Annotated in this window: 19 protein-coding genes; 9 read left to right on the top strand and 10 right to left on the bottom strand. The window is 70.7% G+C overall.

Annotated elements, in window-relative coordinates; genetic code table 11:
* Positions 1–21 precede the first annotated feature (21 nt).
* From AERO9AM_RS02225 to AERO9AM_RS02205, 5 genes are read right to left on the bottom strand one after another with little or no spacing between them, the layout of a single operon-like run.
* A complete protein-coding gene (locus AERO9AM_RS02225; RefSeq protein WP_159574698.1) occupies positions 22–1,590 on the bottom strand; it encodes a glycoside hydrolase family 43 protein in 1,569 nt (522 codons plus the stop codon).
* Complete coding sequence (locus AERO9AM_RS02220; RefSeq protein WP_201298560.1) at positions 1,587–4,028, bottom strand: glycoside hydrolase family 3 N-terminal domain-containing protein; 2,442 nt, start codon at positions 4,026–4,028, stop codon at positions 1,587–1,589. The genes AERO9AM_RS02225 and AERO9AM_RS02220 overlap by 4 nt, the downstream gene beginning before the upstream one ends.
* 2 nt (positions 4,029–4,030) lie before the next feature.
* A complete protein-coding gene (locus tag AERO9AM_RS02215; RefSeq protein WP_159574697.1) occupies positions 4,031–4,921 on the bottom strand; it encodes a carbohydrate ABC transporter permease in 891 nt (296 codons plus the stop codon).
* Entirely contained in the window at positions 4,918–5,907 is a 990-nt protein-coding gene (locus AERO9AM_RS02210; RefSeq protein ID WP_236602673.1) for a carbohydrate ABC transporter permease, read from the bottom strand. Before AERO9AM_RS02210 ends, AERO9AM_RS02215 begins: the two co-directional genes overlap by 4 nt.
* A 27-nt stretch (positions 5,908–5,934) precedes the next feature.
* Positions 5,935–7,227, bottom strand: a complete 1,293-nt coding sequence (locus tag AERO9AM_RS02205) for an extracellular solute-binding protein (RefSeq protein ID WP_159574695.1) — start codon at positions 7,225–7,227, stop codon at positions 5,935–5,937.
* Between the two features lie 149 nt (positions 7,228–7,376).
* Here AERO9AM_RS02205 and AERO9AM_RS02200 point away from each other — a divergent pair, with 149 nt between their 5' ends.
* The 5 genes from AERO9AM_RS02200 (at position 7,377) to AERO9AM_RS02180 (ending at position 13,116) form a co-directional block, all read left to right on the top strand.
* The gene (locus AERO9AM_RS02200) at positions 7,377–8,378 is read left to right on the top strand and encodes a LacI family DNA-binding transcriptional regulator (protein ID WP_159574694.1); all 1,002 of its coding nucleotides are present in this window, start codon (positions 7,377–7,379) and stop codon (positions 8,376–8,378) included.
* A 258-nt stretch (positions 8,379–8,636) separates the two neighbouring features.
* Positions 8,637–9,827, top strand: a complete 1,191-nt coding sequence (xylA, locus tag AERO9AM_RS02195; RefSeq protein ID WP_159574693.1) for a xylose isomerase — start codon at positions 8,637–8,639, stop codon at positions 9,825–9,827.
* A gap of 124 nt (positions 9,828–9,951) precedes the next feature.
* Positions 9,952–11,286 carry a xylulokinase gene (xylB, locus tag AERO9AM_RS02190; RefSeq protein ID WP_201298559.1) on the top strand — a complete coding sequence of 445 codons (1,335 nt, stop codon included), beginning with the start codon at positions 9,952–9,954 and terminating at the stop codon, positions 11,284–11,286.
* Positions 11,287–11,296: 10 nt separating this feature from the next.
* A complete protein-coding gene (locus tag AERO9AM_RS02185) occupies positions 11,297–12,262 on the top strand; it encodes an acetylxylan esterase (RefSeq protein WP_159574692.1) in 966 nt (321 codons plus the stop codon).
* Positions 12,263–12,519: 257 nt separating this feature from the next.
* Entirely contained in the window at positions 12,520–13,116 is a 597-nt protein-coding gene (locus tag AERO9AM_RS02180; protein ID WP_159574691.1) for an antibiotic biosynthesis monooxygenase, read from the top strand.
* A 176-nt stretch (positions 13,117–13,292) separates the two neighbouring features.
* Here the strand turns inward: AERO9AM_RS02180 and AERO9AM_RS02175 are convergent, their stop codons facing one another.
* The 5 genes from AERO9AM_RS02175 to AERO9AM_RS02155 all read right to left on the bottom strand — a co-directional run bounded on the left by AERO9AM_RS02175 (position 13,293) and on the right by AERO9AM_RS02155 (position 18,692).
* Positions 13,293–14,426, bottom strand: a complete 1,134-nt coding sequence (locus tag AERO9AM_RS02175) for a bifunctional 2-methylcitrate synthase/citrate synthase (RefSeq protein WP_159574690.1) — start codon at positions 14,424–14,426, stop codon at positions 13,293–13,295.
* Between the two features lie 43 nt (positions 14,427–14,469).
* On the bottom strand, positions 14,470–15,369 hold the full coding sequence (gene prpB, locus AERO9AM_RS02170) for a methylisocitrate lyase (RefSeq protein ID WP_159574689.1): 900 nt from the start codon (positions 15,367–15,369) through the stop codon (positions 14,470–14,472).
* Positions 15,369–16,895 (bottom strand): MmgE/PrpD family protein, encoded by a 1,527-nt coding sequence (locus AERO9AM_RS02165; protein WP_159574688.1) that lies wholly within the window; start codon positions 16,893–16,895, stop codon positions 15,369–15,371. Before AERO9AM_RS02165 ends, prpB begins: the two co-directional genes overlap by 1 nt.
* Positions 16,892–17,614: a GntR family transcriptional regulator gene (locus AERO9AM_RS02160; RefSeq protein ID WP_159577313.1), complete on the bottom strand. Its 723-nt coding sequence runs from the start codon at positions 17,612–17,614 to the stop codon at positions 16,892–16,894. Before AERO9AM_RS02160 ends, AERO9AM_RS02165 begins: the two co-directional genes overlap by 4 nt.
* Before the next feature lie 97 nt (positions 17,615–17,711).
* On the bottom strand, positions 17,712–18,692 hold the full coding sequence (locus tag AERO9AM_RS02155) for an EamA family transporter (RefSeq protein ID WP_236602447.1): 981 nt from the start codon (positions 18,690–18,692) through the stop codon (positions 17,712–17,714).
* Between the two features lie 39 nt (positions 18,693–18,731).
* Between AERO9AM_RS02155 and AERO9AM_RS02150 the strand changes: the two genes are divergently transcribed.
* From AERO9AM_RS02150 to AERO9AM_RS02135, 4 genes are all read left to right on the top strand, one after another.
* Positions 18,732–19,268 (top strand): CGNR zinc finger domain-containing protein, encoded by a 537-nt coding sequence (locus AERO9AM_RS02150; protein WP_159574687.1) that lies wholly within the window; start codon positions 18,732–18,734, stop codon positions 19,266–19,268.
* A gap of 204 nt (positions 19,269–19,472) precedes the next feature.
* Complete coding sequence (locus tag AERO9AM_RS02145) at positions 19,473–20,750, top strand: ABC transporter substrate-binding protein (RefSeq protein ID WP_159574686.1); 1,278 nt, start codon at positions 19,473–19,475, stop codon at positions 20,748–20,750.
* Positions 20,751–20,848: 98 nt separating this feature from the next.
* Entirely contained in the window at positions 20,849–21,787 is a 939-nt protein-coding gene (locus AERO9AM_RS02140) for a carbohydrate ABC transporter permease (protein WP_159574685.1), read from the top strand.
* Positions 21,787–22,710, top strand: a complete 924-nt coding sequence (locus AERO9AM_RS02135) for a carbohydrate ABC transporter permease (RefSeq protein ID WP_159574684.1) — start codon at positions 21,787–21,789, stop codon at positions 22,708–22,710. Before AERO9AM_RS02140 ends, AERO9AM_RS02135 begins: the two co-directional genes overlap by 1 nt.

Here is a 22,710-nt window from a genome sequence, read left to right as displayed (position 1 = left end):
TGCACGCGGTGGGACTCCAGGCTATCGATCACCGCTCCCCGCGCGCGCAGGCGCGTACTCGAATCGCGTGACGCGCACCTCGCCCCGCGGCTCCGCGCCCGCGCTCGTCGCGCAGACCCCGATCCACAGTCCGAGGAACCCGCCCGTCGACGAGGCGTCCAGCTCGCGCCCGTCGGCGCCGATCACCTCGACGTCTCCGCTGCGCAGCGCGTAGTCGAACCCGCGGCCCCGCAGTGCCAGCTCCACCTCGTCCGCCTCGGGCAGCGCACCGACGTCCCGTCGCTCCGTCTCCCCGCCGTGGCAGCGGTCGGACGAGAGACGCAGTCCGTCCGGCGTGCGGGTGACGGCGACCGCGACGTGGTCCTGCTCCGACTGCCGCAGCACGAGGCCCGCGCTCTCGCCCTCGGCGAGACCGCGCACGTCCAGCACGCAGCGCACGTCGACGTCCGCGTGCTGCTGGCGCACCCCGAGGAACGCCGGCGACGACGCGTCGTGCAGGGTCTCCGCGCGCACAGGCATCCGCCACACATCGCCCTCCGCCACCGCGACCTCCCCGGGCAGCACGCGCAGAGCCGTCCACCGGGGATCGGACGGGGAGACGACCCCCGCCACGCGGTCGTCGGGCTGCCAGGATCCGGGCGGCGCGGGATCGGTCGCCCAGGGGGTCGGCACCGTCGCGGGCAGCCTCCCCTCCCCCGGCGCGAACACGGGCCAGCCGTCCTCCCACACCACCGGGCAGAGGAAGGTCTCCCGGCCGAGCGGGTAGTGCCGGCCGTCCGCCGCGCGCATCGCGAGCATCACGGCGGACCAGGATCCGTCCGGCGCCTGCACCAGGTCGGCGTGGCCGGCGCCGATCACGGGGCTTCTCCGCCCCAGATGGCGGTGCGTGAACACCGGGTTCGCCCGGTTGCCGACGTACGGGCCGGTGATCTCGTCGGCGCGCGCCACGCTCACCGCGTGGTGGAACTCGGTGCCGCCCTCGGCCGCGAGCAGCAGCCAGCCGTCGTCGACCCGGTACAGGTGCGGACCCTCGGCCCACACCGCGCCGCGCACGGCGCCGCGCCAGATCACGTGTTCGTCACCGATGAGGGCCCGCTGCTCCGGCGAGTACTCGCGCACCCAGACCTCGGTCTGGTCGTGCCACTCGGGCTCGGCGGCGAGGCGGGTGCCGTGCACCCAGACGCGCCCCTCGTCGTCGAAGGCGATCGACGGATCGATGCCGACGGCGTCGAGCATCACGGGATCGCTCCACGGCCCCGCCGGGTCGGTCGCCGTCACGAGGAAGTTCCCGCCTCGGGACGGATCCTCCCGGTCGACGAGCGTGCAGGCGACCCAGAACAGTCCCCGCCCGTGCCGGATCGTCGGCGCGTAGAGGCCGCCGGAGGATCCGATCCCGTCGAAGTCCAGCATCCCGGGGCGGTCGATCACGTGCCCGACGGTCTCCCAGCGCACCAGATCCCGCGAGCGCAGCACCGGCAGACCCGGCAGGTACTCGAAGGTCGAGGTGACCAGGTAGTACCACTCGCCCACCCGGCAGATCGACGGATCCGGATGGCAGCCGGGAAGGATCGGGTTCGCAGCCTGGATCACGCGATCGACACCGCCACCTGCCGGGCGTCCGCCGCGCCGACCTCGTGCACGTCGCCGATCAGCCGCACCGGCTGCGGAGCCGTGGCCGCGCCGGGGAGCACCCGGCGCGCCTGCGTCCGCTCGTTGGAGATCGCGCCTCCGGTGACATCGCCGGCCTCGGCGCTCTCTGTCCCCGGGGCGGGCGCCGAGACCTCGGCGTGCGCCGCCGCCCAGACGCGCACCTCGCCGGACTCGACGACCCGGGTCAGGGTGCGGTCGCTGAACGCGAACCGCGCAGCCGGCACGTCGAAGCGCACCGTGCGACGCTCACCGGGGTCGAGCTCCACGCGGGCGTAGCCGAGCAGCTGCGCCACCGGGCGGGTGACGCTCGCGACGACGTCACGTCCGTACAGCTGCACCACCTCGGCGCCGCGCCGCGCCCCGGTGTTCGCGACGGTCACGGTCGCCGTGAAGGCGCCGTCGGTGCGGGCCTCGACCGAGACCGCGAACTCCTCGTAGGCGAAGCTCGTGTACGACAGCCCGAACCCAAACGGCCGCAGCGGCGTCGGATCCGCCGAGGTCACCTCGGACGGACCGCCGAGGATCGGATGCAGATAGCTGTACGGCTGCGCCCCCGAGGACCTCGGCAGGCTCAGCGGCAGCCGTCCGGACGGCGAGACCGCACCGGTGATCACGTCGGCGATCGCGGTGCCGCCCTCCTCGCCGGGGAAGAAGGCCTGCAGCACGGCGCCGGGGCGCGCCGCGCCGTCGTCGAGCGCCCAGCCGATGGCGTAGGGCCGGCCGGAGAGCACGACCATGACGACCGGCGTTCCCGTCGCCACGACGCGCTCGACCAGCTCGCGCTGCACGCCGGGGAGGTCGAGGGACTCCGCGTCGTTGCCCTCGCCCACGGTGCCCCGGCCGAAGAGACCGGCCTGGTCGCCGACCACGACGATCGCGACATCGGCGTCCGCGGCGGCGCGCTCCGCCTCGGCGAAGCCCGAGGTGTCGCCGCCCTCGACGTCGGCGCCGCGCACGTGCACGAGCTCCGCCTCGGGCACGGCGGCGGCGAGCGCCTCACGCACCGTCGGGATGGCGATGCCCGTCTCGAACTCGGGGTGGTGCGCGAGCACGTGGTTCGCGAAGGAGTAGCAGCCCTGCAGGGCGTCGGAGCGGTCGGCGTTCGGACCGATCAGCGCGATGCGCCGCGCGGATGCCGCCAGGGGCAGTACGCCGTCGTTCGACAGCAGGACGAGCGACTCCGCCGCCAGGCGACGGGCGACGTCTCGGTGCCGAGGCGTATCGAGGTCGATCTCCGCGGGGGGCTCGCCGTCGAAGGCGCCGGGATCGAGGAGCCCGAGCTGCTCCTTCTGCGTCAGCACGCGGATCACGGCGCGGTCGAGGTACGCCTCGGCGAGCGCGCCGCCGCGCACCCGCTCCAGAAGCGGTTCGAGGTAGGCGTCGCCCGACGGCAGCTCGACGTCGATCCCGGCGCGCAGCGCGAGCGCGGCGGCTTCGCCCCGGTCGGCGGCGACGGCGTGCATGACCTCGAGGAAGGCCACGGCGAAGTAGTCGGCGACGACGACCCCGTCGAAGCCGAGCCGCTCCCGGAGCAGATCGGTGAGCAGCGCGGGATCCGACGCCACGGGCACGCCGTCGATCTCGGCGTAGCTGTTCATTACACTGCGCACGCCGCCGTCGCGGATCGCCATCTCGAACGGCGGCAGGAACACGTCGGCCACCTCGCGCGGCCCGGCGTGCACCGGAGCGTGGTTGCGGCCGGCGCCCGAGCCGGAGTACCCGAGGAAGTGCTTCAGGGTGGCGTGCACCCCTGCCGACTGCAGGCCTTGGACGTACGCGGTGCCGATGGTGCCGACGAGATACGGATCCTCGCCGATGCACTCGTCGACGCGCCCCCAGCGCGGGTCGCGCACGACGTCCAGCACCGGCGCCAGCCCCTGGTGGATGCCGAGACCGCGCATCGACTCCCCGATGAGCGCACCCATCTCGGCGACCAGCTCGGGGTCGAACGAGGCGCCCCACGCCAGCGGCGTCGGGAAGGTCGCGGCCTTCCACGCGGCGAGTCCGGTCAGGCACTCCTCGTGCACGAGCGCGGGGATGCCGAGCCGCGTCTCGCGCTTCAGCCGCCGCTGCTCGGACCAGAGCCACGCCGCGCGCTCCGCCGGCTCGACGGGCCGGGTGCCGTACACGCGGGTGTAGTGGCCGATGCCGTCGCGGGTGACCTCGGCGAGCGTGTCGTGTCGACCCGCCGCCGCCATCTCGTTCTGCAGCGGAGCCACGACCTCGCCGCCCTGGTCGAGCCAGTATCCGACGAGCTGCGCAGCCTTCTCCTCGAGGGTCATCCGGGCGAGCAGCTCGCCGACCCGCTCACTGGCGATCGGGAAGGCGGGCAGCTCCGCGCCCGCGGCGACGGTCTCCAGGGACGTGTCCGAAGTCATGCTCAGCCCTTCACCGCGCCGGTCAGGCCGCCCACGATGCGGCGTTCGAAGAGGCTGAAGAAGATGAGCGCGGGCAGCATCGACAGCGAGGTGTAGGCGAGCACGCGGGCGGTGTCGACCGAGTACTGCGAGGAGAAGTTCTGCACGCCGAGCGGCAGGGTGAACAGGCTCGGGTCGTTGAGGATGAACAGCGGCAGCATGTAGCCGTTCCAGGACCCGACGAACGCGAGGATGCCGACCGTGATGACGCCCGGCAGGCTGAGCGGGATCACCATCCGCCAGAAGAAGCCGAGGCGGGAGGCGCCGTCGATCGCCGCCGCCTCCTCGAGCTCCTTCGGGATCGCGCGCAGGAACGGCACGAGGATGACGATCGTGCCGGGAAGGGCGAAGGCGATCTGCGGCACGATGATCCCGGCGAGGCTGTTCACCAGGCCGAGGTTGCGGATCAGCAGGTACAGCGGGGTGATCGCGACCGTGACGGGGAACATCAGCCCCGCCGCGAACAGCGCGTACATGACCGGCTTGGCGGCGAACTCGTACCGGGCGAGCACGTACGCCGCCATGACGCCGAGCAGCACCGCGCCGAGGGTCGTGCCGATCGCGACGATGGTCGAGTTGACCAGGGCGGTCCAGAACTCGGATCCGGCGAGCACGTCGGAGTAGTTGCCGAACTGCCACGGTGCCGGGAAGCCGGACGGATCCTTGGTGATCTGCGAGTTGGTGCGGAAGCCGCCGATGATGATGTAGAGCACCGGCGTGATGCAGATCGTCACGAGCACGATCGCGATCAGGTACAGCCCGGGGCTGCCCCAGGGGGCCTTGGGCGAGCGGCGGGCGCCCTTGCGGTCGCGCGGCTGCACGATCGCCGTGGTGCGGAGGGTGTCGGTGGTCATCTGCGGCCCTTTCGGCTGTCGCCCGTGAGGGCGCCCTCGGTGTCGCGCCGCAGCACGAACCGCTGATAGATCAGCGCGACGACGAGGGTGATCAGGAACAGCATCACGGCGACCGCGTTGCCGTAGCCGTAGCTGCCGGCGAGATGCCCGTTCTGGTACATGTAGGTCGCCATCGTCGAGGTGCCGGCCGTGGCCGCGATGTACTGGCCCCAGATGATGTTGACCAGGTCGAAGAGCTGCAGCGCGCCGATGATCGACAGGAAGGCCCAGATCCGGATCGTCGGCCCGAGCAGCGGCACCGTGATGTGCCACTGGATCTTCCAGAACCCGGCGCCGTCGATGGCCGCCGCCTCGTACAGCTCCTCGGGGATCGACTGCATCCCGGCGAGCATGAGGATGACCGCGAAGCCGATGTACTTCCAGGTGATGATGATCATCAGCGTCCACAGGGCGAGCTTCGGATCCGCGAGCCAGGAGTGCTTGAGGAACCCGAGGCCGAGCTTTCCCAGCAGCGAGTTCACGGCGCCGGCATCCTGCATCATCAGGCTCCAGCCGGTTCCGACGATGACCTCGGAGATGACGTAGGGCACGAAGATCAGCACCCGGATCAGCGAACGCCCGCGGAACTTCTGGTTCAGCAGCAGCGCGAACAGGATCGCGATCGGCCCCTGCAGCACGAGCGAGAGCACGACGATCAGGAAGTTGTGCGCCACCGCATCGCGGAACGTGTGGTCCTGCCACATGTGGAGGTAGTTGTCGAAGCCGACGAACTGCGTCGGCCAGCCGAACCCGTTCCACTTGAAGAACCCGTAGACGGACGCCATCACCACAGGGAGGATGACGAATCCGACGAACATCAGCAGGGCGGGTCCGGACAGCAGCGCGATCTCCCCGCGCTTGCGCCAGTCGGCGCGGGCCCGCCGCACCGGAGCCGGGGAGGTCCCCGTCCCGGTGCGGCGGCCGCTCTCCGGCACGACCCCGGCCATCGCCTGGGTGCCAGTCATCTCTGTTACTCAGCCCCTCGCCGCAGCGTCGGTGATCTTCTGGATGAGGGTCTTCGGGTCGCCCTGCCCTGCGAGCATCTCGACCACGCCGGTGTTCAGCGCGTTGCCGACGTTCTGTCCCAGGGCGGTGTCGAGCCAGAGCGCGACGTACGGCGCGTCGCTGTAGGCCGCCATCAGGGGCTTCAGCGATGCGTTGTCGACGGCGCCCTTGGCGTCCTGGTTGGCCGGGATGGTCTGGAAGGCGACCGCGTACTTCTCCTGCCATTCCTTTGACGAGACGAAGTTGAGGAACTTCTCGCAGGATGACGGCGACTTCTCGGAGCACGAGTAGCCGTCGAGGCCGCCCATCATCGCGCCGGCCTCGCCCTTGCCGCCGGAGACCTCCGGGAACGGGAACCAGTCCAGATCCGCGAGCGGCTTCTGGTCGGGAGTCAGGCTGGCGATCACGCCCGGATCCCACGCGCCCATGAGCTCCATCGCCGCCTTGTGGTTCGCGACCAGGCCGGCCGAGGAGTTGGCGCCCTGCTGGGCCGACGTGGTGAGGAAGCCCTCGTTGAAGGGCTCGACCTGCGCGAACTTCTGCAGGTTGTTCGCCGCGGTCAGCCAGCAGCCGTCCTTGAAGTCCTTCTTCGTGGCGAGGTTGGTGATGAGGTCCTTGCCGCACGCGCGCACCGCGAAGAAGTAGTACCAGTGCGCCGCCGGCCAGGCGTCCTTCGCCCCCAGCGCGATCGGCGCGATGCCGGCCGCCTTGAGCTTGGTGATGTCGGCCTCGAGGTCGTCCAGGGTCTTCGGGGTCTCGGTGATGCCGGCCTGCGCGAACAGATCCTTGCTGTAGAAGATGCCACCCGGCAGCACCGCGGTGGGAACGCCGTAGATCTTGCCGTCGACCGTGAAGGCGCTGAAGGCCGCGTCGCCGACCCCCTTCTTGACCTCGGGGTCGATCTTGTCCGTCAGATCCTTGACCTTGCCGGCGGCCACGACGTCGGCGAGCTTGCTTCCGCCGCGCGCCATGAAGATGTCGGGCATGTCACCCGAGTTGACGGCGGTCTGCAGCTTGCCGTCCATGTCCTCGTTCTGGATCGAGGTGACCTTGATCGTCACGTCGGGGTTGGCCTTGTGGAACGCCTCGGCCGCGTCCGTCCAGAACTTCTTGCCGTCGCCCGTGGTCGAGTTCTGCCACAGGGTCAGCGTCTGCTTACCGCCCTCGTTGCCGCTGCCGGAGCCTCCGGAGCAGCCGGTGAGGGTGATCGCCCCCACGGCCGCGAGCGCCACGGCGGCGGTCAGCACCTTGCGGATCTTCATGCTGTGTTTCTCCTCATCGTCGAGTTCCAGCACCGCGGCCGACAATTTGTTGTCAGCTACAGCGAATGTGCCGTGGACCTACTCTGACACCGGGATCCGGCGCATGTCAAACGATATCGATAACGTTTTCCATCGGTAAGTTGGGATCCATGAGCCGACGCATCACCATTCACGACGTCGCCCAGGCCGCGGGCGTCTCGGTGGCGACCGTCTCGAAGGCGATCAACGGCCGCGACGGCGTCTCCCCCGCGACGCTGGAGCACGTGCAGGAGGTCGTCGCGCGCCTGGGCTATGAGAGCTCGCTCGTGGCGACGTCCATGCGACGGCGCCGGACGGACGTCATCGGCGTGCTGGTCGCGGAGTTCGAGCCCTTCGCCGTCCAACTGCTCCAGGGCGTCTCCTCCGCACTGCACGGCACCCGGTTCGACGTGCTCGCGTACGCGGGCAGCGTCTCCGCGGGAGAGCACCTCGGATGGGAGCGTCGCTCGCTGTCCCGGCTCGGCGGCACGCTCATCGACGGCGCCATCCTGGTCACCCCGACCACGATGCCGACCGAGACCCCGGTGCCGTTCGTGGCCATCGACCCGTCCGCAGGCACGGACGAGGGCCCGGCGACGGTCAGCGTGCGCAACGAGGAGGGCGGGTTCGCGGCGACCGAGCACCTCATCGCGCTGGGGCACCGCCGGATCGCGCATGTGCGCGGGCGCACCGACCTCGCCTCGGCGCACCAGCGCGAACACGGCTACCGACGCGCCCTCGAGGCGGCGGGGATCCCCGTGGATCCGACCCTCATCGTCGACGGCGGCTATCGCGCCGCCGCCACGACGGCAGGCGCACACGCCCTTCTCGAGCTGCCCGATGCGCCCACCGCGGTGTTCGCCGCCAACGACCTGTCCGCCATGGAGATGATCCGCGTCGCCGGGGAGCGCGGGCTGCGCGTCCCGGAGGACCTGTCCGTGGTGGGCTTCGACGATGTGCCAGAGGCGACCGCGCACACGCCGCAGCTCACCACGGTGCGCCAGCCTCTCGCCGCCATGGGCGCCGAGGCGGTGCGCCTGCTGCTGGCGATGCTCGGCGGCGAGCCGAACGAGCAGGTGCGGATGCCGGCCGAGCTCATCGTGCGCGGCTCGACCGCCACCCCTGCGCGCTGACGCTTCGCCCGGTCCCGCTCCCGCCTTCGCCGACCGTCCGGCCCCGCCTCCACAGGCCGCGAGACTGCAACGACGCGACGAGACTGCAACAGCCGACCGCAGTCTCGTCGCACAGATGCAGTCTCGCGGTCGGACGGGTTGCGGGAGCGCGTTGCAGGAGCGCGTTGCAGGAGTTGCGGGAGCGCGTTGCGGGTGACCGGATCCTCTGATATGTTCTCATCTACAACTTTTCATCGAGGACGCTGAAGGCGGATCATCATGGCACTCACCCCCACGCACGAGGACAAGTTCTCGTTCGGACTCTGGACCGTCGGATACAACGGCGCCGACCCGTTCGGCGGACCGACCCGGCCGGCGCTCGACGTGGTGCACGTCGTCGAGAAGCTCGCCGAGCTGGGCGCTTACGGCCTGACCTTCCACGACGACGACCTGTTCGCGTTCGGATCCACCGAGGCCGCGCGGCAGACCCAGATCGACCGCCTCAAGGACGCGCTGGCCGACACCGGCCTCGTCGTGCCCATGGTCACCACGAACCTGTTCAGCGCGCCCGTCTTCAAGGACGGCGGCTTCACCTCGAACGACCGGGCCGTGCGTCGCTACGCGCTGCGCAAGGTGCTGCGTCAGCTCGACCTCGGCGCAGAGCTGGGCGCCAAGACCTTCGTCATGTGGGGCGGCCGCGAAGGCGCCGAGTACGACTCCGCGAAGGACATCCGCGCGGCACTGGAGCGCTACCGCGAGGCGGTGAACCTGCTCGGCGACTACGTCACCGACAAGGGCTACGACATCCGCTTCGCGATCGAGCCGAAGCCGAACGAGCCCCGCGGCGACATCCTGCTGCCGACCCTCGGGCACGCGCTCGCGTTCATCGACTCGCTCGAGCGCCCCGAGCTCGTCGGCCTGAACCCCGAGGTCGGCCACGAGCAGATGGCCGGGCTCAACTTCGCCGCCGGCATCGCGCAGGCGCTGTACCACGGCAAGCTCTTCCACATCGACCTGAACGGCCAGCGCGGCATCAAGTACGACCAGGATCTGGTGTTCGGTCACGGCGACCTGCACAACGCGTTCGCGCTCGTCGACCTGCTCGAGAACGGCGGCCCCGGCGGCGTCCCCGCCTACGACGGCCCGCGCCACTTCGACTACAAGCCCTCCCGCACCGAGGACGAGAACGGCGTCTGGGACTCGGCGAGCGCGAACATGCGCACCTACCTGCTGCTCAAGGAGCGCGCCGCGGCCTTCCGCGCGGACCCCGAGGTGCAGGAGGCGCTGGCGGCCGCCCGCGTCGACGAGCTGTCCACCCCGACCCTCGCGCAGGGCGAGAGCTACGACGACTTCCTCGCCGACCGCTCGGCGTACGAGGACTTCGACGCGAACGCCTACTTCGGCGGCAAGGGCTTCGGCTTCGTGCGCCTGCAGCAGCTGGCCACCGAGCACCTGCTCGGCGCCCGCTGAGTCCACCGTTATCGCCGGCGCCCCCTCCGAGCGTCGAGGCCCCGTCTCAGCTGCGCATCGCTGAGGGGGCCTCGACGCTGCGGAGGGGCGCCGACACATCCCACCGAAGCGAAAGGAAGGCGACATGCCGCTCGTGCTGGGCGTGGACTCGTCCACGCAGTCATGCAAGGTCGTCGTCGTCGACACGGCGACCGGATCCGTCGTCCGCACCGGACGGGCGGCGCATCCGGTCGGCACGGCGGTCGACCCGGAGGCGTGGTGGCAGGCACTCAACGCGGCGATCGCCGACGCGGGCGGTCTGGACGATGTGGCGGCGTGGTCGATCGGCGGCCAGCAGCACGGTCTGGTCGCCCTCGACGCGTCGGGATCCGTCATCCGCGATGCGCTGCTGTGGAACGACACCCGCTCGGCCGGGGCTGCGGACGACCTCATCGCCGAGTTCGGCGCTCAGGATCTCGCCGCCCGCACGGGCCTCGTTCCGGTCGCGTCGTTCACCATCACGAAGCTGCGCTGGCTGCGCGACGCCGAGCCGGACAACGCCAGTCGCGTGGCCGCCGTCGCGCTGCCGCACGACTGGCTCACCTGGCGGCTGCGCGGCTACGGACCGACCGGGGCGTCGCCGCTCGGCCCCGTGCTGGAGGAGCTCGTCACCGACCGCTCCGATGCGAGCGGCACCGGCTACTGGAGCCCCGTCGACGGCGCCTACGACCGCGCCCTGCTGGTCGCCGCGCTCGGCCACGACGCCGTGCTGCCGCGGGTGCTCGGCCCGGCCGAGTGGGTCGCGGATGCGGCCGGGCGCCGGGTCGCGCCGGGGGCCGGGGACAACGCCGCCGCCGCGCTCGGCCTGGGCGCGCAGCCCGGCGACGTGGTCGTGTCGATCGGCACCTCCGGCACCGTGTGCGCGGTCAGCCGCACCCCGATCGCGGATCCCTCCGGCACGGTCGCGGGCTTCGCGGACGCCACGGGGAACTTCCTGCCGCTCGTCGCCACGCTGAACGCGGCCCGTGTGCTGGACGTCACCGCGGCCCTGCTGGCGGTCGGGCACGACGAGCTCAGCGACCTCGCCCTGCAGGCACCGTCCGGCGCCGACGGGCTCACCCTGCTGCCGTACTTCGAGGGCGAGCGCACCCCGAACCTCCCCGACGCCACCGCGTCGCTGACCGGCATGACGCTCGCCTCGACCACGCGCGCGAACCTCGCCCGCGCCGCCGTCGAGGGGATGCTGCGCGGACTCGGCGCGGGGCTCGACGCCCTCCGCGGCCTGGGGATCCCGCTGGAGCGCGCGCTGCTCATCGGCGGAGGCGCGCAGTCCGAGGCGGTGCGGCGGATCGCGCCGGAGATCCTCGGCGTGCCGGTCGAGGTGCCCGAGCCCGGCGAGTACGTGGCGCTCGGCGCCGCCCGGCAGGCCGCCGCCGCGGCGACCCCGTCGCTCCGGCTCCTCGGCGCGGATCGACCCTAGGCTGTCGGGCATGCCGCTGACCGACCTCCCCCTCGCCGACCTCCGCGCCTACCGCCCCGAGATCGCCGACCCCGCCGACTTCGATGCGTTCTGGCGCGACACGCTGGCCGCATCCCGCGGGCTCGCCGCCGCTCCCGCGCTCTCCCCGGCATCGACCCCGATCGGCGAGCTCATCGTCGAGGATCTCGAGTTCTCCGGGTTCGGCGGGGAGCGGGTCCGCGGCTGGGTCACCCGGCCGCGCCGCGAGGGGCGTCTGCCGGTCGTCGTCGAGTACCTCGGCTACGGCGGAGGCCGCGGCATCCCCGGCGAGCGCCTGCAGTGGGCGGCCTCGGGCTACGCGCACGTGCTCATGGACACGCGCGGCCAGGGCGCCGGCTGGGGGTCGGGAGGCGCCACGCCGGATCCGCACGGATCGGACGGAGCGACGCCCGGCTTCATGACCCGCGGCATCGCGCGCCCCGAGGACTACTACTACCGCCGGGTGTTCACCGACGCGGTGCTGCTCGTCGACGCCGTGCAGGGCTTCGCCTTCGCCGACCCCGCGCGGATCGCGGTGACCGGCGGCAGTCAGGGCGGCGGCATCAGCCTCGCCGCCGCGGCCCTGCACCCCGGCGTCGCCGCCGTCATGCCCGACGTGCCGTTCCTGTGCGACTTCCGCCGGTCGGTGCTGCTGACCCCGGAGCATCCGTTCCGCGAGATCGAGCGCTACCTCTCGGTGCACCGCGACCGCGTCGAGCAGGTCTTCCAGACGCTGTCGTACTTCGACGGCGTGAACTTCGCCCGCCGGATCCTGCAACCTGCACTCTTCTCGGTGGGGCTCATGGACGACATCGTGCTGCCGTCGAGCGTCTTCGCCGCATACAACCACCTCGCGACCGACGACGCGACGATCGAGGTCTACGAGTTCAACGGGCACGAGGGCGGCGGCTTCGCCCAGTGGCTGCGGCAGACCGCCTGGCTCGCCGAGCGCTTCTGACCGCCCTCCTGCCGTTCAGGTCGCAGTTTCTGCGCCAAGATCCCGGTTTTGGAGCAGAAATTGCGACCTGAACCGGGAAGGGCGACTGAACCGGGGACTGCGGCCGAACCGGGAACTGCGACCTAACCGGGACGGGGCGGGACGGGACGGGGCGAACCGGGCGAGGGACGGGGCGACCGGTCGGCAACATCCGGGAAACACGGGGTGCGTACACTCGGGGACGCCACAAGCACGCAATTCCCCCGAAGGACCCACCCATGTCCGGTACGCCGTCATCCGCGCCCATCACCGTGTCGATCCGCCGCGAGGTCGACCCCACCCGCATCGCCGAGGCCACGGCCTGGGTGCAGACCGGGGTGAACCTCGCCAGCGCTCACCCGGGCTTCCTCGGATCCGGCTGGGTGCGCGACGGCGAGGACTCGCATCACTGGCACATGCTCTACCGCTTCGCCGATGAGCAGGCGCTCGACGCGTGGGAGGCGTCGAGCGAGCGCGCCTGGTGGCTGTCGATGGGCGAACCCTTCGTGCGCAGCGCCCACGTGCGTCGCCGCACGGGCATCGAGGGATGGTTCGACGAGCCGTCCACCGAGACGATCTCCCTGCCGACGACGACCGGCACGACCACGGTCATGGTGGCGCCGTCGCCGCCGCGCTGGAAGCAGGCCGTGTCGATCTGGCTGGGGTTCTTCCCCGTGAACCTCGTCTTCACCTACCTGATGAGCCCCGTGCCGGGCTGGAACGGCCTGCCGATCTGGCTGCGGGTGCTCGCGACCACCGTCGTGCTCACCCCGATCATGACCTACTGGGTGCTCCCCTTCGTGACGCGCTCGCTGCGCCGCTGGCTCAGCCGCTGACCGGCCGGTCGTCGCCGGATCGCCCGTTGTCGGATCCTTCCCGTTCAGGTCGCATTTTCGGCGCCAAGATCCCGGGTTTTGGAGCCGAAAGTGCGACCTGAGCAAGGGTGGATCACGTCGCCGGCCGAGACGCGAAACGGGGCGACCCCGCAGGGTCTCGGTTTCGGCTCGGACCGTCAGACCTGGACGTGGCGCTCGGCGGGCCCGTCGTACGCGGACAGCGGGCGGATCAGCGCGTTGGATGCGGCCTGCTCCATGACGTGCGCGGTCCAGCCCGTGACGCGCGAGGCCACGAACAGCGGCGTGAAGGTCAGCGTGTCGAAGCCGATGAGGTTGTACGCCGGCCCCGACGGGTAGTCGAGGTTGGGGTGGATCCCCTTGCGCGCCACGAACTCGTCGGCGAGCGTCGTGTAGAGCTCCTCGACGTCGGGGCGGTCGTAGTGCTCCACGAGCGTGTCCAACGCGGCCTTCATGGTGGGCACCCGCGAGTCGCCGTTCTTGTACACCCGGTGCCCGAAGCCCATGATCTTGCGCTTCTCCGCGAGCGCGGTGTCCAGCCACGCGTTCACGTTCGACGCCTCGCCGATCTCGTCGAAGATGTGCAGCACGGCCTCGTTGGCGCCGCCGTGCAGCGGTCCCTTGAGCGCCCCGATCGCGCCCACCACCGCCGAGTACAGGTCGCTCAGGGTCGAGGTGATCACGCGCGCCGTGAACGTGGAGGCGTTGAAGGAGTGCTCCGCGTAGAGGATCATGGAGCGGTTGAACGCGTCGACGACCACCGGATCCGGCTCGGTGCCGAACGTCATCCAGAGGAAGTTCGCGGAGTAGTCCAGGTCGTCGCGCGGCGGTACGAGCTCCTCGCCGCGACGGCGGCGCTGACCGTAGGCGACCATCGCCGGCAGCGCCGCGAACAGGCGGATGCTGCGCTCGAGGTTCTGCTCCGGCGTGCCGCTCGCGTCGAGGACGGATCCGGATCCCGCCGCATCCGAGGCGCCGACCAGGCTGACCGCCGTGCGGATCTCGTCCATCGGGTGCGCCTCGACGGGCACGAGGTCGATCGCGGCCTTGACATTCTCGGCGAGCGCTCGGTGCTGCCGTTCGGTGGCGCGCAGCTCGGCCAGCTGCTCCGCGGTGGGCAGCTCGCCGTTCCAGAGCAGGTAGGCGACGGCCTCGAAGGGCTGGGTCGCCGCGAGCTCCTGCACCGGGTAACCGCGGTAGAGCAGGCTGTTCGTCTCGGGGTTGACCTTCGAGATCGCCGTCGTGTCGACGACGACGCCCGCGAGGCCCTTCTTGATGTCGGGGTCGCTCATGATGCTGCTCCTTCGCAATGCCTGGGGGTCGCTGTTCGACCAGTCACTTGTCGATGGTGAAGTTGAAGACGTTCGTGTCGAAGTGGTTGTAGGACTCGTAGTCGATGAGGTCGTACAGGTCGGCCCGGTGCTGCATCTCGCCGAGCTTGGGGGTCAGGTGCCCCTCCTCGTTCAGCGTATCCAGCGCGCGTCCGGTCGCACCCATCGCGATCCGCAGCATCGAGACCGGCCAGATCACGATGCTCACGCCCGCATCCTTCAGCTGCTGCGTCATGAACAGCTCGCTCTTGCCGAACTCGGTCATGTTGGCGAGGATCGGCACGTCGAGCTCCGCGGCCATCCGCTCGAACTCGTCAAGCGTGCGCATCGCCTCGGGGAAGATCGCGTCCGCCCCGGCGTCCACGAGCGCCTTGGCCCGGTCGACGGCCGCATCCATGCCCTCCACGGCGCGGATGTCGGTGCGCGCCATGATGAGGAAGTTCGGATCCCGCCGGGCGTCCACGGCGGCGCGGATCCGCTTGGTCGCGGTCGACTCGTCCACCACCGCCTTGCCGTCGAGGTGGCCGCAGCGCTTCGGGTTGATCTGGTCCTCGATGTGCGTGCCGGCCAGGCCCGCGTCCTCCAGGGTCTGGATCGTGCGGGCAACGTTCATCGGCTCGCCGAAGCCGGTGTCGGCGTCGATGATCGCGGGCAGCTCGGTCATCCGGGCGATCTGCTGCCCGCGCCCGGCGACCTCGGTGAGCGTGGTGAGGCCGATGTCGGGGAGCCCCAGATCGGCGGACAGCACGGCGCCGGAGATGTAGACCCCGTCGAAGCCCTTGCGCTCGATGAGCCGGGCGCTCAGCGGGTTGAACGCGCCGGGGAAGCGCAGCAGCTCGCCCGCCGCGAGCCGCTCGCGCAAGATTCGCCGCTTCTCGGCGGCGGGCGTGGTGGAGTACAGCATCAGAACAGCCCCTTCGGAGCCGGGGCGGCCGCGAGCACGCCCGGCTTCGCGACGATCGACAGCTGCGCGACCTCGTCGGCGGTGAGCTCGGGCAGGCGCTGCGCGAGTTCGAGGAAGCGGTCGATCTCAGCGGGCTCGAGCACGGGCTCCGCGAGGATCCGGAACTTGCGGATGTAGTCCTCGCGCGCGAACGGACGTGCCCCGAGCGGGTGGGCGTCGGCCACGGCAATCTCGTCGGTCACGGTCTCGCCGTTGGTGAGGCGGATCTCCACGCGTCCGCCGAACGCCTTCTCCGCCGGGTCGATCGAGTGGTAGCGGCGGGTCCACTCCTCATCCTCCGCCGTGGTGATCTTCCGCCAGAGGGCCACGGTGTCCTCGCGCTGCGCGCGCTCGGGCGCGTAGGAGTCGACGTGGTGCCAGGTGCCGTCCTGCAGCGCCACCGCGAAGATGTACGGGATCGAGTGGTCCAGCGTCTCCCGCGAGGCGTGCGGGTCGTACTTCTGCGGGTCGTTCGCGCCGGATCCGATCACGTAGTGCGTGTGGTGGCTGGTGTGGATGACGATCGACTCCACGTTCGCCGGGTCGGCCAGCTCGGGGCGCTCGTTGTGCAGCTTGCGGGCGAGGTCGATCCACGCCTGCGCCTGGTACTCCGCCGAGTGCTCCTTCGTGTACGTGTCGAGGATCGCGCGCTTCGGCTCGCCGTCCGCGGGCAGCGGCACCTCGTACGCCGCGTCGGGCCCGTCCAGCATCCAGGCGATCACGCCGTCCTCGCCCTCGTAGATCGGGCTCGGCGAGGTCTCGCCGCGCATCGCCCGGTCGACGGCCTCGACCGCCATCTTCCCGGCGAACGCGGGAGCGTGCGCCTTCCAGGTGGAGATCTCGCCCTTGCGGCTCTGCCGGGTGGCCGTGGTGGTGTGCAGCGCCTGGCCGACGGCCTGGTAGATCGTCTCGACGTTCAGCCCGAGCAGCGTGCCGATGCCGGCCGCGGCCGACGGGCCGAGGTGCGCGACGTGGTCGATCTTGTGCGCATGCAGGCTGATCGCCTTGACCAGGTCGACCTGGATCTCGTACCCCGTGGCGATGCCCCGCACCAGCGCCCGTCCGTCCGCGCCGACGTGCTGCGCGACCGCGAGGATCGGCGGGATGTTGTCGCCCGGGTGCGAGTACTCGGCGGCCAGGAACGTGTCGTGGTAGTCGAGCTCGCGCACCGCCACGCCGTTCGCCCAGGCCGCCCACTCCGGGCTGGTGCGGCGCTCGATCGCGCAGCCGAAGACGGTGGATCCGGATCCGTTGACCGAGACGGGGTGGTCGAGCGCCTGCTGGCGGGCGGCGCTCACGGGGGCGCGGGTGAGCGAGGCGGCTGCGACGGCGGCGTTGTCGATGACCCGGTTGATGATCATGTCGACGACGTCCGCGTCGACCTCCACGGGGTCGGCGGCGACCTCCGCGATGCGCCAGGCGAGCTGCCCCTCGCGGGCGAGCTGCTCGTCGCTGCGGTGCACGCGGAGGTGGTGGATGACGGTCATGCTCCGGCCTTCTTTCCTTCGGTCGTGGGGGTTCCTTCGTCGCGCTGTGCATCGCCCGAACCCGTCGGAGGGCGCCCGGCACCGGGGTGGCCGAGCGAGTCGAGGATGCTCGCGAGCGCGTTGTGCAGGTGGACGTGCGTGGCGTGCGCGGCGAGGTCGGCGTCGCCGGCGCCGATCGCCTCGGCGATGAGCCGGTGCTCGCCGGCGCTCGCGGCGAGGCGGTCGGGCTTGTCCTTCGCCATGCGGCGCACGCGCACGAGGTGCGTGCGGACGGTGCGCAGCGCGGCCGTGAGGTAGTCGTTCGCCACGGCGGCGTCGAGCGCCTCGTCGAAACGGGCGATGAGGGCGTAGTAGCGCGCCCGCCCGTCCTCGTCGTCGAGCGCGCGAGCGGCGTCGTCGAAGCGTCCGGCGAGCGCGGTGAACTCCGTCCTGTCGGGAGCCGCGGCCGCGGCGCGCGCGGTGGTCTCCTCGAGCGCCCGGCGCAGCACGAACAGGTCGCGGATGTCGGCGGCGTCGATCGCCGCGACCACGGTGACGCGCGGCGACACCTGCTCCACGAGACCGTCCGCGGTGAGCCGGCGCAGCGCCTCGCGCAGCGGCGTGCGGCTGACGCCGAGCCGCTCCGCCTGCTCCACCTCGCCGAGGACGGTGCCGGCGGCGAGGGATCCGGACTGGATCTCCTCCAGCAGGGCGCGATAGGCGAACTCCCCCGCGCGCATGCCTTCGGCGATGATGGTCACGCCGTCAGTGTATACACAATTTCCCTCGACGGCGCCGCGGGATCCGAATCCGCCCTGCCTTCGTATACATTGCGCGTCAGCGCAGCGCCTCTGCCGGCTCGGGTACCGCGTCCGGATCCACCTCGTCGACGACCGGCTCGCCGAGCTTGACGAGCACGACGCCGACCAGCACGAGCGCTCCCCCGAACGCCTGCAGCAGATCCGGCAGCTGCCCCAGGAACAGCCAGCCGAACAGCAGCGCCGCGATCACCTCGGACAGCGCCACGAACGACGCCACGCGCGAACCCAGCAGGCGGGTCGACACGATGCCGAGCACGTAGGCCAGGGCGGTCGCGATCACGCCGACGGCGAGCACGGGCACGAACCACGGCAGTGTGCCGAAGCGGTACGCGACGTCGTGGGTGTTCCACGCCATCGGCAGCACCCCGATCGCGCCGGCGATGCTCAGGCCGGTCGCGCCGATCAGCAGGCCGAGCCCGGCCAGGGCGATCGGCGGCAGCCCGGTGTCGCCGCGCCCGGACAGCAGGAAGTAGGTGGCCGCGCCGACCATCGCGCCGAGCGCCCACAGGATCCCGATCGGGTCGACCCGCGATCCGGTGAAGATCTCCAGCATGAGCACCAGGCCCACGAACGCGATCACGGCGCCGACGATGCCGCGGGCGCCGGGCCGCTCTCCGCGCCGCAGCCAGAGCCAGAGCACCACCGCGATCGGCGCCGTGTACTCGATGAGCAGCGCGATGCCGACGTCCAGCACGGCGACGGCCTGGAAGAAGCACAGCTGGGCCGCGGTGACGGCGAGCAACCCGTAGCCGAGGATCATCCCGGCGTTCCTGCGCACCGCGCCCCAGCGTCCGCGCAGGGCGAGCAGCGTCGGCACGAGCAGCACCAGAGCCGCGACCCACATGCGCGCGGTCACGGCGGCGCCGGGGCTCCACCCGGCATCCATGAGCCCGCGCGCCCAGGCCCCGCTCATCCCGAAGGAGAGGGCGGCCCCGATCGCGAAGACGAGGCCGGAACGTCCGCCGGCCGTACGCGCGTCATTCGCCATAGTGCTCATGACATGTGACGCTACTCGCGCCGCCTGTAAGATGTCAACATGATCTTCACCGATGACACCGAGGAGTCGCTGCGGGCCGCCGTCTGGCTCGTCAACTCGGCCGAGGATCCCGACGGCCTCATCACCACGGACGATGAGGAGGCCTTCCTGAGCCAGTTCGGCTACACCGGCCGGATCGACCGCGACGAGGCCGAGGTGGCGGGGCTGCGCGACCTGCGACCGCGCCTTCGCGCAATGCTGCTCGCCCCGCGCGACGACATGGCCGTCGCCGCCAATGCCGCCCTGGCCGACATCCCGCTGGCGCTCCGCCTCACCCGCCATGGCGACACGGACTGGCACCTGCACGCGGTGGCGGACGACCGCCCCCTGCCCGAGCGCGTGCTCGCCGAGACGGCGATGGCGCTCATCGACGTGATCCGCGCCGAGGAGGGCTCGCGCATCTCGGTGTGCGCCGACGAGACCTGCGAGGCGATCGCGCTCGACCTGTCGCGCAACCGCTCCAAGCGCTACTGCTCCACGGCCTGCGCCAACCGCAACGCCGTCGCCGCATATCGCGCACGTCGCGCCGAGGCCTGATCCGGACCGCACGCCCCGAGGTTCGGCCGGCTCGCGCATCAGACACGACCGCCCCGGAAGGCCCCGCGCAGCGACAGGTGCCGAGGCGGCGCGCAGGACGCTGCGGGAAAACGCTTGCCAAATGTCGGTGCAGCTCTTCACAAACGATTATCGATTAGTGTATCGTCGCCGGTGTCCCACCACCCGCATCAGGAAGGATCAACGATGATCAAGGGCCGCCTCATCCCCGCCGCCGGCATCGCCACCGTCGCCGCCGTCGCGCTCGCCGGCTGCAGCGGCGCCGCCGCGCCCTCGAGCTCGGACGCGTCCGGCACCGAGAAGGTGTCGCTGCACATGCTCGTGAACGTCACCCCGAACCTCACCGAGGAGTACTGGAACTCCCTCGTCAAGCCCTTCGAGAAGAAGAACCCGAACATCGACGTCGTCATCCAGAACCCGGGCGCGGAGGGCGTCGCCGCGGCGGTCCCGCGTCTGCTCGCGTCGGGCGACGCCCCCGACGTGGTGCAGTCGCTCGTGCCCACGAGCGAGCTCGCCCCCGAGCTGGTCGACCTCTCCAAGTACGCGTGGGCGAAGAAGAGCCCGCTCGCCGACCAGTACTCGATCGACGGCAAGAACTACATGGCGGGCATCGGCGTCCAGCTGCAGAGCCTCATCTTCTACAACAAGAAGGCGTTCGCCGACGCCGGCATCTCCGCCCCGCCCAAGACGGTCGACGAGCTCACCGAGGACCTCGGCAAGATCAAGGCCGCCGGCTGGGACGTGCCGGTGCAGACGGGCGGCGACTGGATGACCAGCCACACGCTCCAAGTGCTCGGGCTGCCGACGATCGTGTCGAAGGATCCGAAATTCTTCCAGAACATCTCCAGCGGCAAGACCACGTTCAGCAAGGCGTACGGACCGGCGGTCGAGACCTACGCCGAGTGGGTGTCCAAGGGATACATCCCCAAGGAGGCTCTGGGCATCAAGTACCCGGATGCCGAGCAGGCCTTCCTCAGCGGCAAGAGCGCGATCTACCCGATGGGCAGCTGGTTCGTCGGCACGCAGGCGAAGGCCGCCGACTCGGCGGAGATCGGGGTGTTCCGCGCGCCGGCGGAGAAGAGCTCGGAGACGCCCGCGATGGGGGCGAACATCGCGAGCCCGTACTCCATCCTGAACACCAGCAAGCACCAGGACGCCGCGGCGAAGCTCATCGAGTACCTCACGACCGACAAGGAGGCCGTGGTCTCCCAGCTCAAGGTCGACGGCAACTACCGCGACGGCTACACCTACGAGATGACCCCGCTCGGCGAGGAGCTGCAGAAGATCGTCTCCGACACGAAGGCGTCGTCGTACACCCCGACCGGCGGCGGCTACGGCGAGCGCACCATGCCGACCGGCTACTCCGGTGAGATCAACACGCAGACCCAGGCGCTGCTGGGCGGTGCGCCTGCGGCCGACGTGCTCAAGAGCATGGACGACTGGTTCGCCGCCAACGCGAACTGACACCGGGAAGCGATGAGATCGTGACGATGACACGTTCATCCGGGGGCGGGACGGCCACGGCCGCCCGCCCCCGGGCCACCGCACCCGAGGAGGAGCCCATGAGCAGCGCTGCACGCACCCCCGCGACCGCCCCGGCGCACCGACAGGTGAGCACGGCACGCCGTCTGCAGCGCGCCCTGCCCGGGTTCCTCATGAGCGCCCCGGCGGTGGCCGTGTTCATCGCCATGTTCGTGATCCCGATGATCCTGGCCTGCGTGCTGAGCTTCACCAACTGGAACGGCTACAGCCTGCGCTTCACCTTCATCGGCTGGGAGAACTACGTCCACGCGTTCCGCAACCCGCGCTCCGCGCAGGCGGCGCTGTTCACCGGGGTGATCGCGATCACCGGAACGATCCTGTGCAACGGCGTCGGGCTCGCGATCGCCGCGCTGATCTCGGGATCCGGTCGCGCGAACGCGCTCCTGCGCACCGTGTTCTTCTATCCCTACGTGATCAGCGGCCTGATCATCGGCTTCCTGTGGTCGGCGATGCTCGCTCCGCAGGGCGCGGTCAACGGCGTCCTCGGGGCGATCGGCCTCGGCCCGCTGCCGTTCCTCACCGATCCCGCCTTCGCCAAGGCGAGCGTCATCCTCACGATCGTGTGGTCGCACTTCGGCTTCAACATGATCCTGTTCCTCGCCGGCATCAAGTCGGTGCCGGCGGAGTACTACGAGGCCGCGACGGTCGACGGCGCAGGGCGCGGCGAGCAGTTCCGCAGCATCACGTTCCCGCTCATCGCACCGGTGTTCACGGTCAACCTGGTGCTGACGCTCGTCGGCCTGCTCAAGGCGTACGACGTCGTGCTGGCCCTCACCGACGGCGGGCCGGCAGGATCCACGCAGACGATCGTGTACCAGATCCTCAAGGACTCCTTCGCGCGCTCGGCCCTGGGCATGGGCGCCGCGCAGTCCGTCATCCTGCTCATCGTCACCGCGGCGGTGGGCCTGGCGGTCACCCTCGTGCGCCGCCGCGCAGAGCAGAAGGTCGTGGACGACTGATGAGCACCGCCACCAGCCTCAACCCCGCCGTGCGCCCGCAGGGTTCTCGGCAGCGGACCGGATCCCGTCGCTCCGGCGGCCGCACGAGGGCGCCGCTCGTCGCCCGACTCGCCCGCTGGATCGTGCTGACCGTGGTCGCGGTCGTCATGGTCGTGCCGCTGTACACGATGGTGATCAACGCGTTCAAGCCGCAGAAGGAGATCATCGAGAACCCGCTGCTGATCACGCCGCAGAGCTTCACGCCGGAGTTCCTCTGGGCCGCCATCACGAGCAGCAAGTTCAACGTGATCGCCGCGTACGGCGTGACCCTGCTGTTCGTGGCGCTCGTCAACCTGTGCTGCATCCTGCTGTCGGCGCCGGTCGCCTACGTGATCGCCCGCGGCCGCTCGAAGTGGCACATGGGCCTGCTGCTGCTGTTCGTCTCGGGTCTTTTCATCCCCGGGCAGGTCACCCTGATCCCCGTGGTGTTCGTGCTGCGCGTGCTCGGGCTCATCAACACCATCCCGGGGTTCATCCTGTTCGAGACGGCAGCCACGCTTCCGGTGACGATCTTCCTGTTCTCCGCCTATCTGCGTTCGGTTCCCCGCGACATCGACGAGGCCGCGGCGCTCGACGGCGCCGGCCGGATCCGCGCGTTCTGGACCTGCATCTTCCCGATCATGCGGCCCGTCGTCGCCACCGTCGTCGTGCTGAACTCGATCGGCGTGTGGAACGACTTCGTGAGCCCGCAGATCATCCTCGGACCGAGCTCGGGCATCTACACGGTGACGACCGGCGTGTACGCGGCGGTCGGCGAGTTCTCCACGGACTACACCCAGGTGTTCCCCACACTGCTGCTCGCCATCGCTCCCGCCCTGATCTTCTTCGTCCTCATGCAGAAGCACATCATCGGCGGGCTCGCCGCCGGAGCCACGAAGGGCTGA

The organism is Microbacterium sp. 8M (genome assembly GCF_902506375.1).
Classification (GTDB): domain Bacteria; phylum Actinomycetota; class Actinomycetes; order Actinomycetales; family Microbacteriaceae; genus Microbacterium.
The sequence above is the reverse complement of the archived record's forward strand: the minus strand, read 5'-3'. Positions and strand labels throughout refer to the sequence as shown.

Excerpts from the sequence above, each read along its gene's own strand:
- AERO9AM_RS02220 (WP_201298560.1), bottom strand. The coding sequence starts at position 4,028 with ATGACTTCGGACACGTCCCTGGAGACCGTCGCCGCGGGCGCGGAGCTG.
- AERO9AM_RS02215 (WP_159574697.1), bottom strand. The coding sequence starts at position 4,921 with ATGACCACCGACACCCTCCGCACCACGGCGATCGTGCAGCCGCGCGAC.
- AERO9AM_RS02210 (WP_236602673.1), bottom strand. The coding sequence starts at position 5,907 with ATGGCCGGGGTCGTGCCGGAGAGCGGCCGCCGCACCGGGACGGGGACC.
- AERO9AM_RS02205 (WP_159574695.1), bottom strand. The coding sequence starts at position 7,227 with ATGAAGATCCGCAAGGTGCTGACCGCCGCCGTGGCGCTCGCGGCCGTG.
- AERO9AM_RS02200 (WP_159574694.1), top strand. The coding sequence starts at position 7,377 with ATGAGCCGACGCATCACCATTCACGACGTCGCCCAGGCCGCGGGCGTC.
- xylA (WP_159574693.1), top strand. The coding sequence starts at position 8,637 with ATGGCACTCACCCCCACGCACGAGGACAAGTTCTCGTTCGGACTCTGG.
- xylB (WP_201298559.1), top strand. The coding sequence starts at position 9,952 with ATGCCGCTCGTGCTGGGCGTGGACTCGTCCACGCAGTCATGCAAGGTC.
- AERO9AM_RS02185 (WP_159574692.1), top strand. The coding sequence starts at position 11,297 with ATGCCGCTGACCGACCTCCCCCTCGCCGACCTCCGCGCCTACCGCCCC.
- AERO9AM_RS02180 (WP_159574691.1), top strand. The coding sequence starts at position 12,520 with ATGTCCGGTACGCCGTCATCCGCGCCCATCACCGTGTCGATCCGCCGC.
- AERO9AM_RS02175 (WP_159574690.1), bottom strand. The coding sequence starts at position 14,426 with ATGAGCGACCCCGACATCAAGAAGGGCCTCGCGGGCGTCGTCGTCGAC.
- prpB (WP_159574689.1), bottom strand. The coding sequence starts at position 15,369 with ATGCTGTACTCCACCACGCCCGCCGCCGAGAAGCGGCGAATCTTGCGC.
- AERO9AM_RS02165 (WP_159574688.1), bottom strand. The coding sequence starts at position 16,895 with ATGACCGTCATCCACCACCTCCGCGTGCACCGCAGCGACGAGCAGCTC.
- AERO9AM_RS02160 (WP_159577313.1), bottom strand. The coding sequence starts at position 17,614 with ATGCGCGCGGGGGAGTTCGCCTATCGCGCCCTGCTGGAGGAGATCCAG.
- AERO9AM_RS02155 (WP_236602447.1), bottom strand. The coding sequence starts at position 18,692 with ATGAGCACTATGGCGAATGACGCGCGTACGGCCGGCGGACGTTCCGGC.
- AERO9AM_RS02150 (WP_159574687.1), top strand. The coding sequence starts at position 18,732 with ATGATCTTCACCGATGACACCGAGGAGTCGCTGCGGGCCGCCGTCTGG.
- AERO9AM_RS02145 (WP_159574686.1), top strand. The coding sequence starts at position 19,473 with ATGATCAAGGGCCGCCTCATCCCCGCCGCCGGCATCGCCACCGTCGCC.
- AERO9AM_RS02140 (WP_159574685.1), top strand. The coding sequence starts at position 20,849 with ATGAGCAGCGCTGCACGCACCCCCGCGACCGCCCCGGCGCACCGACAG.
- AERO9AM_RS02135 (WP_159574684.1), top strand. The coding sequence starts at position 21,787 with ATGAGCACCGCCACCAGCCTCAACCCCGCCGTGCGCCCGCAGGGTTCT.